The organism is Pseudomonas sp. NPDC089401 (genome assembly GCF_044749485.1).
In the GTDB taxonomy this organism is placed as follows: Bacteria; Pseudomonadota; Gammaproteobacteria; order Pseudomonadales; family Pseudomonadaceae; genus Aquipseudomonas.
In genome coordinates this window covers 315,079-333,723 of sequence record NZ_JBIVIA010000007.1, presented here as the reverse complement: position 1 = coordinate 333,723, position 18,645 = coordinate 315,079, and the positions used below count along the sequence as shown (strand labels likewise).

Here is an 18,645-nt window from a genome sequence, read left to right as displayed (position 1 = left end):
GCCTGCCTGGCCGCTGCGTTGCATCGGCCAGGCAGGTCACCCTGGACGGTTGCACTATCTTTCCCGCAGCGCCTCCCTGGCCCGGTTCAGCGGCTTGATCAGGTAGTCGAGAATCGTCTTCTCCCCCGTGCGGATATCCACCGTGGCGACCATCCCCGGCACGATCGCGAAGTGCTTGCCGGCCTTGTTCTGCAAGCTGTCCTGCTCGGTACGGATGAACACCCGGTAGTAGTAGATTTCCGGCTTTACCTCATCCTGCAGGGTATCCGGCGAAATCCCCACCACCTTGCCCTCCAGCCCGCCATACACCGAATAGTCATAGGCACTGATCTTCACCTTGGCCGCCTGGTCGGGGTGGATGAAGGCGATGTCGCGCGGGGCGATGCGGGTCTCCACCAACAGCCGTTCGTCCAACGGCACGATCTTCATCACCTGCCCACCAGGCTGCACCACGCCGCCCAGGGTGTTGACCTCGATGTCCTTGACGATGCCGCGCACCGGCGAGCGCAGGGTCAGGCGGGTCAGCGAATCGCTGCGTCCACGGATCACTTCCGCCAGGCTGTCGGCCTCGGCGCTGGCCTTGGCCAGCTCTTCCCGCGCGCGCACCATGTAGTCGGAGCGGGCTTCGTTGGCCTTGAGCTCCAGCTCCGAGCGCTGGCGGTTCAGGCGGATCACCTCGACCCGGCTGGAGGCGCCCATCTTCGCCAGGTTCTCGGTGATCTTGAGTTCGCTGCGCACCAGCCTCAGCGAGTCCTCGATGCCAGCCAGGGTCTGTTCCAGGCCGCGGCGGCGCGTGGTGTACAGCGCGGTTTCGGTGTCGATCAGTTCGGGGGAGTCGTTGAGGCTGTCGGGGAAGCTCAGCGGCTTGCCGGTGACCTCGGCGCGCAAGCGCGCCACGCTGGCCTTGGCGGCGCGGTACTTGGCCTCGCTTTCGCCGACGCTGGAGGCGGTCTTGGTCGGGTCGAGCTGGGCCAGCACCTGGCCACGTTCCACCAGGTCGCCCTCGGCCACGTTCATCTCGGCGACGATGCCGCCCTCGAACGACTGGATCACCTGCTCGCGGGAGCTGGGGATGACCTTGCCGGTGCCGGTCGACACCTCGGTCACCTCGAACCAGAACGCCCAGGCCAGGAATGCGGCGAGCATCAGTGCGCAAATCGTGATGATGCGGCCGGCGCGCAGCACCGCCTGGTCGTCCTGGCCGTCGAGGTAGGAGGCGGGGAGTGGGTGCTGGCTCATGCCTTGGCTCCTTGCAACTTGGCCAGGGCGGCGTCGCGCGGGTCGTCGATGACGATGCGCCCGCCTTCCAGCACGATGATGCGCTCGACCCGTTGCAGCACGCTGAGGCGGTGGGTGGCGATCACCAGGGTGCGGCCCTGGCAGAAGCGTTCGAGGTTATCCAGCAGCTTGCGCTCGGTGACGTCGTCGAGAGAGGCGGTGGGCTCGTCGAGCAGCAGCACCTGCGGCTGGCGCACCAGCAGGCGGGTCAGCACCAGCGCCTGGCGCTGTCCGCCGGACAGGCCCAGGCCGCCTTCGAGGATCAGGTGGTCAAGGCCCTTGGGCAGGTGGCGGACGAACTCCAGGGCGCCGGTGGCGGCCAGCGCGGCCACCAGTTCCTGGTCGCTGGCTTGGCCGGCGCCGAGGGTGAGGTTTTCCCGCAGGGTGCCGTGGAACAGCCGAGCGTACTGGGCCAGCAGGCCGACGTCGCGGCGCAGGTCGGCGGGGTCGAGGTGGTCCATGGCGATGCCGTCCAGGGTCACCTCGCCCTGGCTCAGGTCCATGGCCCCGCCCAGGGCTTGCAGCAGGGTCGACTTGCCGGCGCCGTTGCGCCCGAGCACGGCGATGCGCTCGCCGGGCTGGATGGTCAGCTGGGCGATGGTCAGCACCGGTGGCGCCTCGGGGCTGTAGCGGAAGTTGGCCTGGCGCAGCCGGTATTCGCCGCGGATCGCCGGCAGGTGCACGCGGGCCTCGCCTTCGGGGTGGTCGACCGGTGCCTGCATCAGCTTGTCCAGGCCCTCGAGGGCGACCTTGGCCTGTTGCCAGCGGGTCAGCACGTGGGTCAGCTGCGCCAGCGGCGCCATCATCCGCGACGACAGCATCGACGCCGCCACCAGGCTGCCGGTGGTGAGGTCGCCGGCGATCACCATCGGCGCTCCGATCACGATCACCACGGCGAACACCGCGCCCTGCACGTTCTGGGTCCAGGTCACCAGGCCGTTGGTCAGGGTGCGCAGGCGCAGGCTGGTGTGGGCGCAGGCGGCGTTGTACTGGTTCCACTGGCGCTCGAAGCGTGCCTCGGCCTGCAGCGCCTTGATCTCGTCCAGGCCCTGGATGCTTTCCACCAGCATGGCGTTGCGCAGCGACGACTCGCGCATCGAGGCGTTGGCCAGGGCGGCCAGGCGCCGTTGCGCGAGCAGGCCGGGGATGACCATGGCCAGCAGCGCCACCAGCGGGATGAACACCAGCACCCCGCCGATCAGCCAGAACACCAACAGGAACAACAGGAAGAACGGCAGGTCGGCCAGCGCCGTGGCGGTGCTGGAAGTGATCAGGTCGCGGATCGACTCCAGCTCGCGCAACTGCGAGATGAACGAGCCGGTGGACTTCGGCCGCGCCGAGTTGCGCAGGCGCAGGGCATGGCCGTAGACCAGGTCGGACACCCGCAGGTCGGCGCGCTTGCCGAGCAGGTCGGTCACCTTCAGGCGCAGCAGGCGCATGCTGAAATCGAACACCAGCGCCAGCACCACGCCGCCGAACAGCACGTACAGGGTCGGCAGGGATTCGGCCGGGATCACCCGGTCGTAGACCTGCATCGAGAACAGCACCCCGGCCAGGGCCAGGACGTTGGCCACCAAGGATGCGACCATCACCTGGCCGTAGGGCCGCAGGTCGCGCAGTACGATGCGGGCGAACCAGTGGCGGTCGTAGGGCGCGGTGTAGTCGTCGGTGCGCACGTCGCGCAGGGGGCGCGCCGGGCGCATCAGCGCCACGCGGTTGATGCGGCCTTCGAGGGCGTCGCGGGGCAGGCGCGAGGTCAGGCCCTGGTCGCCGGCGAACACCACCGCCAGTTGGTTTTCCTCGGTCACCGCCTCGACCGTCGCCAGTTGGCCGTCGTCGAGTTCCAGCACCAGCGGCGTGCGCCACTGGCGCAAGGCCTTGGCGTCGTAGCGCACGAAGCGCAGGGTCAGCCCGGCCTGGCGCGCCATGTGGCGGAGGATCTCGTCCAGTGGCCGCGCGTCTTCCACCGCCGCCAGGCGGATGCGCTGGGGCGAGACGTCGAGGCGGTAATGGTGGGCCACCTGCAGCATCACCTCCAGCCACGGGCCGAGGTCCGGGCGCGGCACCACGGTGTGCTGGCTGTTCTGTTCATGCCCGGCGCTGGCCAGGTTGACGGTATCGTTCATGGCTCGATCTCCACCCCTTGCAGGTTGCGCCCTTCCAACCCGAAGGCGGTGCGCAGGGCGCCGGTGTTGTACAGGCAGTCGACATCCAGGCGCAGCAGGTCGGAGCGGGTGCCGGCCAGTTCGAAGCGCGACTGGTAGATTTCCTGCTCGGCGTTGAGCAGGTCGAGCAGCGGCCGGGTGCCCAGGTCCAGGTACTGCCGGCCATAGAGTTCGCGAGCCTCCTGGATGCTGTTCTGGCGGGCTTCCAGCGAGCTCAGGCGGCGGCCCAGCCCGGAGGTCTGCGCCACCGCTTCGGCCAGGCCACGGCGCGCCTGCAGGCGGGCGGCATCTTCGGCCGAGTCGGCGGCGCTCAGGGCGTGGCCAGCGGCGCGGGTGCGCGCGCTGATGGCGCCGCCCTGGTAGATCGGCACCTCGACGTTGAGGTAGATGCCGGCCTGGGTGCGGTCCATCCGCGCGTTGTCGCGGTTGTAGTCGTTGTCCAGGTAGTGGTTGACCTGGGGCTGCAAGGAGATGGTCGGGTAGGCTTCGGCCTTGGCCTGGGCCAGTTCGGCCTGGGACTGGGTGCGCAGGGCCAGGGCCATCAGCACTGCGGGCAGGCGGTCGTCGCTGCGGCCGGGCTTCTTGCAGGCCTGGTTCAGCTCTGGCGGTGCTTCCTCGGCGAGGGCCGGCGGGGCCATGCGCCCGAGCAGTTCCGCCAGGGTCGAGCGCCAGCGTTCGTACTGCGACTGGTATTCCTCCAGGGTGGCGCGGGCGCCTTCGACCCGGGACTCGGCCTGGACCACGTCGGAGCGGGTGCTGGCGCCCATGTCGCTGCGCTGGCGGGCCATGCCGGCGATGTCGCCGACGCCGCGGATCTGGTCGCGGGCGATGACCATCAGTTGCTCGTAGCGGCGGGTCTCGATCCAGGCGTAGGCGGTGTCGCGGGCCAGGTCGTCGACCACCAGCAAAATGTTGGCCTGGGCCCGGTTGGCGGCGGCCTGCGCCGCATTGACGGCATAGTCGACCTTGCCGAAGTCGTAGAGCATCTGCTTCAGCGACAGGTTCAGCGCCTGGCTGTTGCGGTCACCGCCGTAACCGGTGTCGTAGCCGGTGCGGATACCGCCGGAAATCTGCGGGTAGTAGCCGGCGCGGGCGACGTTGATGCCTTCGCCCTGCTTGTACAGGTTGCCGACCGCCTCGGCGATGCTCGGGTGCCACTGGGCGGCGGCCAGTACCGCTTCGCTCAGCCCCAGGCGATCACGCTCGCCCGCTGCCTGCACGGACGGCGGGCGGGCGGGGGTGGCGTGGGGGGCGTTGCGCATCTGCGACGGGCTGAGGGTGCGCAGGGCGGGGTCGATGTCATCGGCAGCCAGGGCTGCCGGGTTGAAGTGCACTGCCAGGAGCCCCAGGGCGCCCAGCCACAGCGGTGACCGCGGACTGCTTGGCTTCACGAAATTCCCTTACTGCTGTTCGTCCTTGCCGCCGGGTGGTGTGCCCGGCGGAATGCTACGGCCTCAGACGACATGGATGCCGTTCTGCACCCACAAGTGGTGGCTCGGATCCTCCTGGGCCGTGTATTGGTTATAGTCGATGCCGTCGGCGACCTGGTTGCCGACCAGTGTCCAGCTATCGGTCATGTGTACCGAATCCTTGTCGTCGCCCTTGATGATCAGGGTGTCGTTGCCGGTTTCGGTGATCTTCACCACATCCGCGAGGTTGAGCGTCAACGCCACCGCGCTGGTGTCGTTGAGGTCGATGACCTCGATGTTGTGGATACGCTCGGCCAGGGTGCCGAGGTCGATGCTGGCATCGCCGCCGCCCCACAGCAGGGTGTCGGTGCCGCTGCCACCGTCGACGCTGGCGAAGTTCTGGTCGACCACTTCGAGGATGTCGTTGCCGGCGCCGCCCTCCAGGGTGATGTGGCCACCCTGGCTGCCGACCAGGTGGTCGTTGCCGTCGGTGCCGGCCAGTACCTCGCCGGAGGCGGCCGCGACGCTGGCCACGGCCAGGCTGTCGTCGCTGCTGTCGGCCACCAGTGCCGAGAAGCTGGTGAGGTTGGCGGCGTTGTCGATGTTGACGGTCAGGGTGGCGGTGTCGGTGGTGCCGTTGGGGTGGGTCAGCTCGTAGGTGAAGGTGTCGTGCTGGCCGAGCACCGCCGAGGTCAGCCCGCTTTTGAGGGTGTAGGTGTAGCTGCCGTCGGCGTGCACCAGCAAGGTGCCGTAGGTACCGGTCACGCTGACGCCGTTGTAGCCGGGGATGGTCCAGGTGTTGGCTGCCGTCAGCACGCTGAGCACGGTCAATGGCGAACCCAGCGTATCGGTGCCGGATGGGTCGGTGATCAGGTTGCCGCTGGCCACCGTGGCGCTGCCGACCACGTACTCGGTGAGGTGCGTGGTGGTGGTGTTGAGGCTGGTGGTGATCGAGCTGGCCAGGCCGATGCCGCCGGCGGTGACCACGATGTGGTAGGTGCCCGCGCCCTGGTTGGTGAAGGTGTAGCCGGCGCCGCCGCCCAGCAGGCTGATCAGCGAGCTGCCGCCGACCGTCTGCACCACCACGTACTGGCCGGTGCTGGTGTTGAGCTTGAGCAGCTGGATGGTGGTGCCGTTGAGCAGGCCCAGCAGGTTGGCGGAGTTGACCACCACCTGCAGGTTGGCGGTGGTGTCGGCGGCCACCGTGGTGGTGTAGGTGGCCGAGCGCGAGCCGATCAGCGGCAGGGTCAGCGAACCGAGGGTGGCGCTGCTGCTGTCGACCCGGTTGACCAGGGTGATGTGGCTGCTGTCGACGTCGTTGACCGCATCCACCACCGTGGCCGGCGCACCGAGGTTGCCGTTGTTCCAGACCTCGTTGGCCTGCGGGCTGTCGATGCGCACGTAGAGGCTGGCGGTGGAGGACAGGCCGTTGGCATGCACCAGCTGGTAGCTGAACACGTCCACCTTGCCGACGCTCGACGGGCTGCCGTTGGGCGTGTAGGTGTAGCTGCCGTCGGCATGGATCACCAGGGTGCCGTACTGGCCCTGCACCGTGGTGCCTGCGCCACTGGCCGCGGTCACGTAGCTGCCGTTGACCAGTATCTTCAGTACGGCGCCGCTGTCCGGGCCGAGGGCGTCGACCGTGCCCGTGGTGCCGGGGTCGGTGATCACGTTGCCCGAGGTGGCGGTGCCGCTGCCGGTGAACTGGGTCAGGCTGGTGGCTTCGATGTCCAGGGTGGTGGTGACCTGGGTCACCAGGCCGATGCCGCCGCTGGACACGGTCAGGCGGTAGTCGCCGGCCTGCAGCTTGCCGATGTCGACCTGCAGGCCCAGCGGCAGCACGATCAGGTCGAGCAGGCCCTGGGTATTGCCGGTGGCAATGGTCACCCAGGCGCCGCTGGCGTCCTTCACCTGCAGGGTGAACGTGGAATTGTTGAGCAGCGCCAGCACGCTGTTGGTGGTCAGCGTCAGGGTCGGGTCGACCGTGGTGCCGGCGGCCACCGTCCAGGTGTAGGTCTTGCTGAAGCCCGACAGCAGGGTGGTGAAGTTGTCGGTGTAGGTCGCGGTGGCGGTGACCGGCGCCAGGTTGACGGTGGCGGTGGCCAGGTTGTCGGTGGCGATCACCGGGGCGTTGGCGTCGACGTCCGGGGCGGTGATGGTGACGTTGCCGGAGCTGTTGTTGCGTGGGTCGGTGAGGGTCACCGAGAGCACCTGGCCGTTGTCCTGGGCGGGGCTCAGGGTCAGGCTGAAGGTGCCGTTGGCTTGCACGGTCGCGGTCTGCAGCACGGTACCGCCGGCGCTGCGCACGGTGACCGTGGCGCCCACCTCGCCGGTACCGGTGAGGGTGGTGCCGTCGGCGCTGATCACCAGGTTGGCGGCGTTGGCCGGTGGGGTCAGGTCCGGGGCGTTCAGCGTGGTGGCGGTGGAGGTGTTGCCGGCGGTATCGGTGAGGGTGACGCTCAGCGCCTGGAAGTTGACCTGGGCTGCGCTCAGGCTGACCGAATACTGGCCGTTGCTGCCCACCGTAGCGGTGCCTAGCACGGTGCCGGCGCTGTTGCGCACGGTCACCGTGCTGCCTGCCTCGCCGGTGCCGCTGACCGTGGTGCCGTTGCTGTTGATCGCCGCCACAGGTGCGGTCGGCGGGGTGGTGTCCGGCGCGGTGATGCCGGTGCTGCTGGACAGGTTGGTGCCATCGCTCTGGCGCACGACCAGGGCCTGGCCGTTGTTCTGCGCGCTGGTCAGGGTGACGCTGAAGGTGCCGTCGCCCTGCACCACGGCGGTGCCGAGCGTGGTGTTGCCTGACGTCACCGTGACCGTCGCGCCAGGCTCACCGTTACCGGTGAGCACGGTGCCCGCGCCATTGATCGCCAGGTTGGTCGGTGCCAGCGGTGCCTGGGTGTCCGGTGCGGTGTAGCTGGTGGCGCCGGAAACGTTCTGCGCAGCGTCGGCCTGGGTCAGGCTGAGCACCTGGCCGTTGAGCTGGGCACTGCTGAGGTTGATGCTGAAGCCCCCGGCGCCGTTGACCAGGCCGGTGCCGAGCACGTTGCCGCCGGCATCGCGCACGGTCACCGTGGCCCCGGCTTCACCGGTCCCGGTCAGCACCAGGCCGTTGGCCGACAGCCCGGATACCACCGGATTGGCCGGCGGGGTGGTGTCGGCGGCGGTGACGAATACCGGCTGCGATTCGCCGCCCAGCAGCGATACGGCGGTCACGGACAGATGCTGGCCATTGAGCTGGGCGGAGCTCAAGGTGATGGAGAAGCCACCGTTGCCGATGTTGGCCGAGCCGCTGCCGATCAGGTTGCCGGCGGCGTCGTAGACGCGGATCGATGCGCCGGTGGCGGCAGTGCCGGTGAGGGTCAGGCCGTTGGCGGCCAATGTCACATTCACCGGAGGCTCCGGTGGCGGCACCACTGGCGTGCCGTAGGTTACCACCGCCGAGGTGTTGTTGGCGGCATCGGTCTGGGTGATGGCCAGGGAGGCCCCGGAACCGGGTGCCGGTTGCAGTGCAATCGAGAAGTTGCCGCCGCTGTCGACCTGGCCAACGCCAATGACCGTGCTGTTGAAGCTGACGGTCACCGTTGCCCCAGGCTCGCCGCGCCCGGTGAGGATGTCGTAGGTGTTGCTGATGGCGAGGTTGGTGACCACGGCCGGCGGTGCGGTATCGGTAGTCTGGTACTCGGCCGGCGTCGAGGTGTTGCCGGCGCCGTCGGTGGCGATCACGGTCAGCAGCTGGCCGTTGTTCTGCGCCGGGCTGAGGGTGACGGTGAAGTTGCCGCCCGCCGGCACCGTGACGGTGCCGACCACGTCGCCGGACGGGTTGCGCACACTGATCACACTGCCCACTTCACCGGTGCCGCTGAGCAGCGTGCCGTTGCCGGTCAGGGTCAGGCTGCCGGGCTGTGCCGGTGGCGTGAGGTCGGGCGCGGTCAGTTGCAGCGGCGCGGACGGGTTGCCGGTGGCGTCCTGGGCGATGACGCTGAGAACCTGCCCATTGATTTGCGCGGACGTGAGGTTGAGCACGAAGCTGCCGTCGGGGTCGATGGTGCCCTGGCCGAGCAGGTTGCCCTGGCTGTCCATCACCGTGACCCGCGCACCGGCCTCACCGGTACCGCTGAGCTGCGTGCCGCTGCCGTTGAGGCTGGCGACCACAGTGGCCGGCGGCGTGCTGTCGACGGCGGTGACGGAACTGATCGGCGAGACGTTGCCGCTGGCGTCGGACAGGGTCACCTGCAGCAGCTGGCCATTGAGTTGCGCCGCGTTCAGGTTGACCACGAAGGTGCCGTTGGGGCCGACCGTGGCGGTGCCGATTTCGGTGGTGCCGACGAACACCCGCACGGTGCTGCCGACCTCGCCGGTGCCGCCAAGCTGGTCGCCCGCCGCATTGAGGTGCAGGTTGGCGGCCGCGGCCGGTGGGGTGAGATCAGGTGCGTTGACCGTGACCGGTTCGCTGATGTTGCCGGGTGGGTCGGCCTGCTGCACCGACAGCACCTGCTGGTTGATCTGCGCCGGGCTCAGCTCGACGCGGAAGCTACCATCGGCAAGCACCACGGTGGTGCCCAGCACCACGCCCGCGGCGTTGGTCACGGTGACGGTCGCGCCAGGTTCACCCGAGCCGCTGACCACGCTGCCATCGGCGTTGATCAGCACGTTGGTGAGGATGTCCGGCGGGGTGAAGTCCGGGGTCTGCAAGGTGGCGACCGGCGAGACGTTGCCGGCGCCATCGGTCTGGGTGACGCTGAGCAGCTCGGCGTTGCCCAGGGCCGGGTTGAGGGTCAGGGTGAAGTGGCCGCTGGCATCGACGGTGGCTGTGCCGATCGGCTGGCCGGCCGGGTTGGTCACCGTGACCAGGGCGCCGGCTTCGCCACGCCCGGTGATGGTCGCGCCGTCGCTGGCGATGGCAAGCTCCGTGGGCGCGGCCGGTGGCGTGGTGTCGGGCGCGGTGATGGCGCCGGGGGAGGACTGGTTGCCGGCGGCGTCGGTGAGCACCACCTGGACCGGCTGGCCGTTGGCCAGAGGCGTGGCGAAGGTCACCTGGAAGGTGCCGTTGCTCATCACCACCCCAGTGCCCAGCACGCTGCCATCGGCGGCGATCACCTTCACCGTGGTGTTGGCCTCGCCGGTGCCGTTGAGCAGGCTGCCGCCGCCGGCGAATGCCAGGTTGGCGGGGGCATCCGGGGCCACGCGGTCGGGCGCGGTGAGGCTGACGCTGTTGGACTCGTTGCCGGCGGCATCGATTTGCGCGGCGCTCAGTTGCTGGCCATTGATCTGCGCGCTGGCGAGGGTGACGCTGAAGGTGCCGTCGGCGTTGACCACGGCCGTGCCCAGTTCGGCGCCGCCGCTGCCCAGCACCGTCACGCTGGCGCCCGGCTCGCCATGGCCGCTGAGCAGCAGCCCGTCGTTGGACAGCACCAACTGGGTCAGCGCTTGCGGCGCGGTGGTGTCCGGCGCCTGCAGCTCGGCCGGCAGCGAGGTGCTGCCGTCGCTGCCGGTGGCGCTGACCTGGAGGATTTCGCCATTGGCCTGGGCACTGCTGAGGGTGATGCTGAAGGTGCCGCCGTTGCCGACCGGCGCACTGCCCAGCACGACGCCATTGGCGCCCAGCACGGTGACCGTACTGCCTGGCGTGGCGGTGCCGGTGACCACCAGGCCATCGGCGGACAGCACCAGGTTGCCGGGTATGTCGGGGGCGGTGTTGCCCGGCGCAGTGACGTTCTGCACCGGCGAGGCATTGTTGGCGGCGTCGGTCTGCACCACGGCCAGGCTTTCGCCAACCGTCGCGGCGGGCGAAAGGGTGACCGAGAAGCGACCGTCGGCAGCCACCACGGCGGTACCCAGTGCGGTGCCGTCCGGGGCGCGCACGGTCACCGTCGCACCGGCCTCGCCGGTCCCGGTCAGGGTGGCGCCGTTGGCGGACACGGCAAGGTGGGCGACGGCGGCGGGCGGGGTGGTGTCGGCTGCGGTGTAGGGGGTCACGGGCGAGACGTTGCCGGCGCCGTCGGTAGCCGTTACCTGCAGCGCCTGGCCGTTGGTCTGCGGGCTGCTCAGGGTGACCTGGAAGGTGCCGTTGCTGCCGGCGACTGCGCTCCCCAGCACATTGCCTGCGGCATCGCGCACGGTGACCGTGCTGCCGGCTTCGGCGTTGCCGCTCAGTTGCAGGCCGCCGGCGGCCAGGGCCAGGGCGGTCGGGGCGGCGGGCGAGGTGTGGTCGGGGGCGATGACCTGGATGGCGGCCGAGGTGTTGTTGCTGGTGTCGGTCTGGGTCACGCTCAGGTGCTGGGCATTGAGCTGGGCACTGGTGAGGGTGAGGGTAAAGCTGCCGTTGGCGGCCACCAGCCCGGTGCCGATGATGCTGCCGTCCGGCCCGCGCACGGTGACGGTGGCGCCGGCCTCGCCGAGGCCGGTGAGGGTCAGGCCGTTGTTGTTGAGGACCACGTTGGTCAAGGCCGCGGGTGGGGTGAGGTCCGGGGTGGTGACGCTGACGGCGGGGGACACGTTGCCGGCAGCATCCAGTTGGGTCACGCCGACCGCCTGGCCGCTGGCCTGCGCGGTGGCGAAGATGACCGTGAAGCGCCCATCGGCCCCCACGATGGCGGTGCCGAGCACGGCGCCACTGGCATCGCGTACCTGCACCGTGGCGCCCACTTCGCCGTTGCCCGACAGTTGCCGGCCATCGGCGCTCAGTGACGGATTGCTGATCGCCGCTGGCGGCGTGCGATCCGGGGTCGCCAGGCTGGCGGGGCCGGAGACGTTGCCGGCGGCGTCGCTGAGGGTGACCTGCAGCGGGCTGCCGGTGGTCTGCGCGCTGGGCAGGGTGATCTGGAACTGGCCGCTCTGGTTCACCGTGCCGGTGGCCAGCACGGCGCCGCTGGCATCGCGCACGGTGACCAGCGCGCCGGCCTCGCCCTGGCCGCTGACCACGGTGGCGGCGCTGTTCAGGCTCAGGCCGGTGGCCGCATCGGGGGCCAGCAGGTCGGGTGCCTGAACCGAGGCGGCCAGCGATGTGTTGCCGGCGGGGTCGGCCTGGGTGATGGTGAGTTGTTGCGCGTTGACCTGCGGCGGCACCAGGCTGACGTAGAACAGGCCGTTGCTGCCAACCGTGGCGCTGCCCACCAGGGTGCCGCTGGCATCGGTCACGCGCACCGTCGCGCCGACCTCGCCGTGGCCGGTCAGGGTGCTGCCGCTGGGGTTGATCGCTACCTGGGTCGGTGCGTCGGGTGGGGTGCTGTCGGCGGCGACGATGGTCGCCGCGACCGAGTGCTGGTTGCCGCTGGCCGCATGGGCGGTGACTTGCAGGACTTGTGCGTTGAGCTGGGCCGTGCTGAAGAAGATGCGGAAGGTGCCGTCGCTGCCGACGGTGCCGGTGCCCAGCGTGGTGCTGCCGGAAGTGACGGTGATCAGCGTGCCGATGGTGCCTTGGCCGCTCAGCACGAAGCCGTCGGCGCTGATGGACAGGTTGGTCGGTGTGGCGACCTCGCTGCCATCCGGGCCGCTCACGTTGATCGCGGTTTCATTGTTGCCGGCATCGTGAACCACCAGTTGCACGCTGTCGCCAGCGGCCAGCGGCGGGTTGACCTGGACGGTGAAGCTGCCGTCCGGGTTGACCGTGGTGGTGCCCAGTTCGGTGCTTCCGTCGCGCACGATGATGGTGGTGCCGGGCTCGGCCATGCCGCTGATGAGGCTGCCATCGGGGCTGACCGCGATGTCTGTGGCCGGTGCCGGTGGCGAGGTATCGAGGGCGGTGACGCTGGTCGGTTCGGTGGCGTTGCCGGCGGCATCGCTGACCACCACGGTCACCGTTTCGCCATTGATCAGGGCCGGGGACAGCGGCACGCTGAAGCTGCCGTCGGGGTTGACCGTCACCGTGGTTTCGACGCCGGACGGGCTGACCACGGTGACCGATGCCGCGCCGGGTGCATTGCCGGTCAGCGCCAGGCCATCGCCGCTGATGGCAAGGTCGGTGGGCAGCGCGGGCGGGGTGAGGTCCGGTGCGGTGGCCTGGCCGGCGCTGGAAGCATGGCCTTCGGGGTCGGTCTGGGTGACGTCGAGGATCTGGCCGTCGAGTTGCGGCGGGTTCAGCGACACGCTGAAATTGCCACTGGCGGGTATCACCACGGAGCCCACCAGGTCGCCGGCGGCGTTGCGCACTTCCACGGTCGCACCGGGCTCGCCGGTGCCTTGCAGGTAGGTGCCGTCGGCGCTGACCCGCAGCCCGCCCGGGGTGGCCGGGGCGCTGCTGTCGTCGGCGGTGTACGGCGCCGACGGCGAGGCGTTGCCGGCGGTGTCGGTGAGCACCACCGAGACGGTCTCGCCGCTGGTCTGCGCGGGTGTCAGGGTGATGCTGAAGGTGCCGTCGTCTTCGACCACACCGCTGCCGAGCAATTGCCCGGCGGTATCGCGCACTTCCACGGTGGCACCGGGTTCACCCTGGCCGGTCAGGGTAATGCCATCGGCGCTCAGCCCGAGGCCCTGCGCCGCCTCGGGTGCCTGGAGATCATTGGCGGTCACGGTATTGGCAGGCGAGGGGTTGCCAGCGCCGTCGCTCTGGATCACCGTCAGCACCTGGCCATTGAGTTGCGCTGGGGCGACGGTCACCCGGAAGCTGCCGTCGGCTTCGACCGTGGCAGTGCCCAGTACCGCGCCGCCGGCGCCGGTGACCTGCACCTGGGCGCCGGGCTCGCCGCGGCCGGTGAGCACCGTGCCGTCGGCGGACAGCGCCAGGCCGGAGGTGATGGCCGGGGCCTGGGTGTCCGGGGCCGGCAGGCCGACGGCGGGCGAGACGTTGCCGGCCGGGTCGCGCTGCTCGACGGTCAGCGCCTGGCCGTTGTTCTGGGTGGTGTTCAGGTTGACCTGGAAGCTGCCGTCGCCGTTGACCATCGCGGTGCCCAGCACACTGCCATCCGGCCCGCGCACGGTGACCGTGGCGCCCGGTTCGCCGGTGCCGCTGACGGTGTTGCCGGTGCCGTCGATGCTCGGGCTGGTGACACTTTGCGGCGGGGTGGTGTCGGGGGCGGTGAAGCTGACCGGGCCGGCACTGTTGCCTTGGAAGTCGGTCGCTTCGACGCTGAGGTTTTCACCGTTGCGTTGTGGCGCGTTGAGGGTGACGTCGAAGCGCCCGTCGGCGGCGACGATGGCCGTGCCCAGCACGCTGCCATCGGCTGCGCGCACGGTGACGATGGCACCGGCCTGGCCTTGCCCGGTGAGGTGCAGGCCGCTGGCATCGACGGCCAGGGCCGACGGTTGCAGCGGGCCGTCCAGGTCCGGCGCGGTCAGCGTTGCGGTGGAACTGTTGCCGGCGGCATCGCGCAGCTCCACGTCGAGCTCCTGGCCGTCGACCTGGGGCTGCGACAGGATGACGGTGAAGTAGCCGTTGGCGCCGACCGTGGCGGTGCCCAGCACGGTGCCCTGGGCGTTGGTGACCTGCACGGTGGCACCGACTTCGCCGCGCCCGGTGAGGGTAACGCCGTCGGCGGCCAGGTGCAGGTCGGCGGCCTGGTTCGGTGGGGTGATGTCCGGGGCGTTGATCTGGGTCGGCAACGAACTGTTGCCGTCGGCGTCGATCGCCACCACGTCGAGCAGTTCGCCATTGGCCTGGGCCGGGTTGAGGGCGATGGTGAAGGTGCCGTCGTTGCCCACCTGTACGCTGCCGATCACGTTGCCGTTGGCGTCGTGCACTTCCACCAGGCTGCCGACCGGGGCGGTGCCGCTGAGGGACGAACCGTCGGCGGCCAGCACCAGCCCGGCAGGCCCTTCCGGCACGGCGGTGGCGGGAACGATGACGGTGAGCGCGAGCGAAGGGTTGCCGGCGGGGTCGGTCTGCACCAGGACCAGGGTTTCGCCGGCAATCACCGGGCCATCGAGGTCGACCAGGAAGGTGCCGTTGGCCGAGACCACGCCGGTGCCGATCACGTTGCCGCTGGCGTCGCGTACTTCCACCGTGGCGCCAGGCTCGCCGCGACCGGCGATGACCAGGCTGCCGGCGCCGACGATGACGTTGCTGATGATCGCCGGCGGCGTGGTATCCGGCGCCGGGTAGTCCAGCGGGGCGGAGCTGTTGCCGGCGGCATCGGTCACGGTGATCGCCAGCTGCTCGCCATCGTTCAGCGCCGGGTCGAGGGTGATGCTGAAGGTGCCGTCCGGCCCGACGATGCCGCTGCCGATCAGGGTGCCATCGACGTCGCGCACTTCCACCCGCGTGCCGGGCTCGGCACGGCCGGTCAGGGTGACGCCGTTGCTCAGGGCCAGGTCGGTGGGTGGCGGCGGCGCCTGGAGGTCCGGGGCGGTCAACGGGCTGGAGGTGGAGACATTGCCCGCGGCATCGGTGAGGGTTACCTGCAGTGACGAGCCGTCGGTGACCGGGGTGGTCAACTGGAAGTTGAAGGTGCCATCGGGTTGCACGGTGCCGGTGCCGAGCACCTGGCCCTGGTCGTCCAGCACCTTGACGGTGGCGCCGGGCTCGCCGCGGCCCGAGACCGTGCGGCCATCACCACTGATTGCCAGCTCGCTGGCCGGCTCCGGCGGCGTGGTGTCGGTAGCGCCAGGGGCGTTGATGGTGGCGGGCGTGGAGACATTGCCGGCAGCGTCGGTGGCGGTGACCAGCAGTTGTTCGCCATTGAGCAGCGGTGGGTCCAGGGTGAGGCTGAAGTTACCGTCGTCATCTGCCAGCACGCTGCCGAGCAGGTTGCCACTGGCATCGCGTACTTCCACCGTGCTGCCTGGCTCGGCATGGCCGGTCAACAGGCTGCCGTTGGCCAGCGCCAGGTCGGAGGGTTGATCGGGCGGCAGCAGGTCGACTGCAGTGATGTCGACGGGCTCCGAGCCGACGCCGGCCCTGCTGAAGATGCGCACATGCACGGTTCGGCCATCGATGATCGGTGGGTCGAGCTGCAGTTCGAAGGTGCCATCGGCGTTGACCGTGCTGGTGGTGATCACGGTGCCGTCGGTGTCGTGGACTTTTACCGTGGTACCCGGTTCGCCGAGGCCGGTCAGCGCCGAGCCTTCTGCGTTGAAGGCGAGACCGCTGGGCGCAGCGGGGACCGTCAGGTCCGGTGTGGCCACGCTGCCGGGCTGCGAGGTGTTGCCGGCCGCATCGGTCAGGGTGACGTTCAGGGTCTCACCGCTGGTATGGGGCGTATTGAAGGTGATCTCGAAGCTGCCGTCGGCATTGACAGTGCCGCTGCCGACCAGGTTGCCGGCTGCATCGAACGCCTTCACGGTACTGCCCGCTTCGCCGCGGCCGCTCAGGACCGTGCCTTGCTCGTTGACGGCGAGGTCGCTGGGCGCTGCGGGGGCTACCAGATCCGGTGTGGCCACGCTGCCGGACGGCGAGGTGTTGCCGGCCGCATCGGTCAGGGTGACGTTGAGGGTCTCACCGCTGACCTGGGGCGTGTTGAAGGTGATCTCGAAGCTGCCGTCGGCATTGACAGTGCCGCTGCCGACCAGGTTGCCGGCCGCATCGAACACCTTCACCGTGCTGCCCGCTTCGCCCCGGCCACTCAGACGCAGGCCGTCAGGCGATACCAGCAGGTCGATGGGAGTGTTCGGTGGCGTACTGTCTCCGCGGTCGGAGCCATCACTTCTGTCGTTGCTGCTGGCCGCCGCCGCAACGCCTCCAACGCCAAGCAGGCTCAGCCCGGCGATGGCAAAGGTGGACGTCGCGCTGCCGGCGGCACCGAGGCCGGCGACCAGGTCGTCGAGGGAGGCGACTTCGTCGAAGGTGAAGCCAGTGAAGGCCTGGGCATCGTAGCTGGCATGCCAGAGCGTGCCGTCCTCGCCCACGAAGACCATGTCGCTGCCGACACCGGCCTGGTCGACGGCGAAGAAGTTGCTGACGGTGATCTTTTCGCCGGACTTGAGGGTGATCATCAGGTCCTGGCCACGCTGGGTGACGGTTGCCACCTTGTCTGGCGATACCGGGATCTGCACGACCCCCGGGTTGTTCAGCGTAACGTTGCCCCATGCACTCTGGCTGGCGACGGAGGTTGCTTTGTCGGCGACGACGATGTTGTCCATTTGTGCTCCCTGCAATATGGCGGTTCACAGGGTCGACTGTCGCGATACAGACAGCGCGCAACGTGGCCGATGAACGGTACGCGTTGCACTCGGCCTCGTCGTGGGACGACACTGCTACCGATACTTACTAAGGAGATATAGCAGCCCAGCAAAATGCCACCAGAGGCCTTTACGGGTAGTCCTTTAGTTCTGATGGCTCAACGCAGCCCCAACCGGCGTGCCAGACGGCTCAGGTTGGCACGGTCCAGGCCCAGTTCGCGGGCGGCGGCGGCCCAGTTGCCCTGGTGGCGTTGCAGGCAGGCATCGATCAGTTGGCGCTGGTAGCCGTCGGTCGCTTCGCGCAGCCCGCCTGCGGGCAACGCCGGCGTGGGCGCCGTGACCGGGGAAAGGGGGACGCCAGGGGTCGCAACGGCGGCGCGCAGGTCGAGGTCGCCGGCCTCCAGGGTGAGGATGCGCGGGCGTTGCGGGTGTCGGCCCATGGCCTTGAGGGCCGAGCGGCCGATCAGGTGCTCCAGTTCGCGCACGTTGCCTGGCCAGTCGTAGGCCAGCAGCGCGGCCTGGGCTTCGCCGCTCAGGCGCAGGCTGTTCAAGCCAAGGCGCGATCGGTTCTGTTCGAGGAAGTAGCCGGCCAGTAGCAGCACATCGCGCCCACGTTCGCGCAAGGGCGGGACCGGCAGGGGATACACGCTGAGGCGGTGGTAGAAGTCGGCGCGGTAGTTGCCGTTGCGCACTTCGGCGGCCAGGTCGCGGTTGGTGGCGGCGATCAGGCGCACGTCCACCCGGTGTTCGCGGTCCGAGCCCAGGCGCTGCAACTGGCCGCTCTGCAGCACCCGCAACAGCTTGGCCTGCACGGTCAGCGACAATTCACCGACTTCGTCGAGAAACAGCGTGCCGCCATTGGCCAGCTCGAACTTGCCACGGCGCTCGCCGTGGGCGCCGGTGAAGGCGCCGCGCACGTGGCCGAACAGTTCGCTTTCCACCAGGGTATCGGGCAGGGCGGCGCAGTTGAGGCTGATCAGCGGCTTGTCGGCGCGCGGGCTGGCCTGGTGCAGGGCCATGGCCACCAGCTCCTTGCCGACCCCGGTCTCGCCGGTGATGAGCACGGTCAGGTCGCTGCCGCCGACCAGGCGGATTTCGTCCAGCAGGCGCTTGTGCTCCCGGCTCTGGCCAATCAATGGCTTGTCCTGGCCGCTGGCCTGGCGGTACACCTCGGCGCGCTGGTGCTCGTCCTCGGCACGCAGGGCCAGGTGTTCGATGCGCTCGGCCACGGTCACGGTGGCGGCGGCGAGGCTGGCGAAGGCCTGCAGGGCGTCGAGCTCCAGGCTCTGAAACTGGCCGGGGTTGAGGGCGTCGAGGGTCACCAGGCCCCAGGGGCGTTCGTCGACCATCAGCGGGCAGCCCATGCAATCGTGGACTTCGAGGTCGGCGTCGGGGGCGTCGACCAGGCCGTCGTAGGGGTCGGGCAGTTCGGAGTCGCTGGCGAAGCGGGTGGGTTCCGGGCGACTGAGCAAGGCCTGGAAGCGCGGGTGTTCGCTGACTTTGAAGCGCCGGCCCAATGTGTCTGGCGACAGCCCGTCGACCGCCAGTGGTACCAGATACTCACCCTCCAGGCGCAGCAGAGCAGCAGCATCGCAGGGCAGCAGGCCACGCATGGCCAGCAGAAGGCGGCGGTAGCGCTCCTGATCGGGCAGGTCGCGAGACAGATCACTGACCAGTGGGAGCAGGGCGTTGAGTAGGGGCTTGGCAAACATGACGGTTCCGCAGCGGTACTTTCACGATAC

At 69.4% G+C, this 18,645-nt stretch carries 5 protein-coding genes; all 5 read right to left on the bottom strand.

All coding sequences use genetic code 11. The features are described from left to right. Nucleotides 1-54: 54 nt before the first annotated feature. The 5 genes from ACIP21_RS18115 to norR all read right to left on the bottom strand — a co-directional run bounded on the left by ACIP21_RS18115 (nt 55) and on the right by norR (nt 18,615). Nucleotides 55-1,239: an HlyD family type I secretion periplasmic adaptor subunit gene (locus ACIP21_RS18115; RefSeq protein WP_400690189.1), complete on the bottom strand. Its 1,185-nt coding sequence runs from the start codon at nt 1,237-1,239 to the stop codon at nt 55-57. After that, nucleotides 1,236-3,404 (bottom strand): type I secretion system permease/ATPase, encoded by a 2,169-nt coding sequence (locus ACIP21_RS18110; RefSeq protein ID WP_400690186.1) that lies wholly within the window; start codon nt 3,402-3,404, stop codon nt 1,236-1,238. Before ACIP21_RS18110 ends, ACIP21_RS18115 begins: the two co-directional genes overlap by 4 nt. Then, on the bottom strand, nt 3,401-4,834 hold the full coding sequence (locus tag ACIP21_RS18105) for a TolC family outer membrane protein (RefSeq protein ID WP_400690184.1): 1,434 nt from the start codon (nt 4,832-4,834) through the stop codon (nt 3,401-3,403). Before ACIP21_RS18105 ends, ACIP21_RS18110 begins: the two co-directional genes overlap by 4 nt. Nucleotides 4,835-4,897: 63 nt before the next feature. Beyond that, a complete protein-coding gene (locus ACIP21_RS18100; RefSeq protein ID WP_400690181.1) occupies nt 4,898-16,864 on the bottom strand; it encodes a BapA/Bap/LapF family large adhesin in 11,967 nt (3,988 codons plus the stop codon). A 197-nt stretch (nt 16,865-17,061) separates the two neighbouring features. Then, nucleotides 17,062-18,615 (bottom strand): nitric oxide reductase transcriptional regulator NorR, encoded by a 1,554-nt coding sequence (gene norR / locus ACIP21_RS18095; protein WP_400690178.1) that lies wholly within the window; start codon nt 18,613-18,615, stop codon nt 17,062-17,064. Nucleotides 18,616-18,645: the final 30 nt, after the last annotated feature.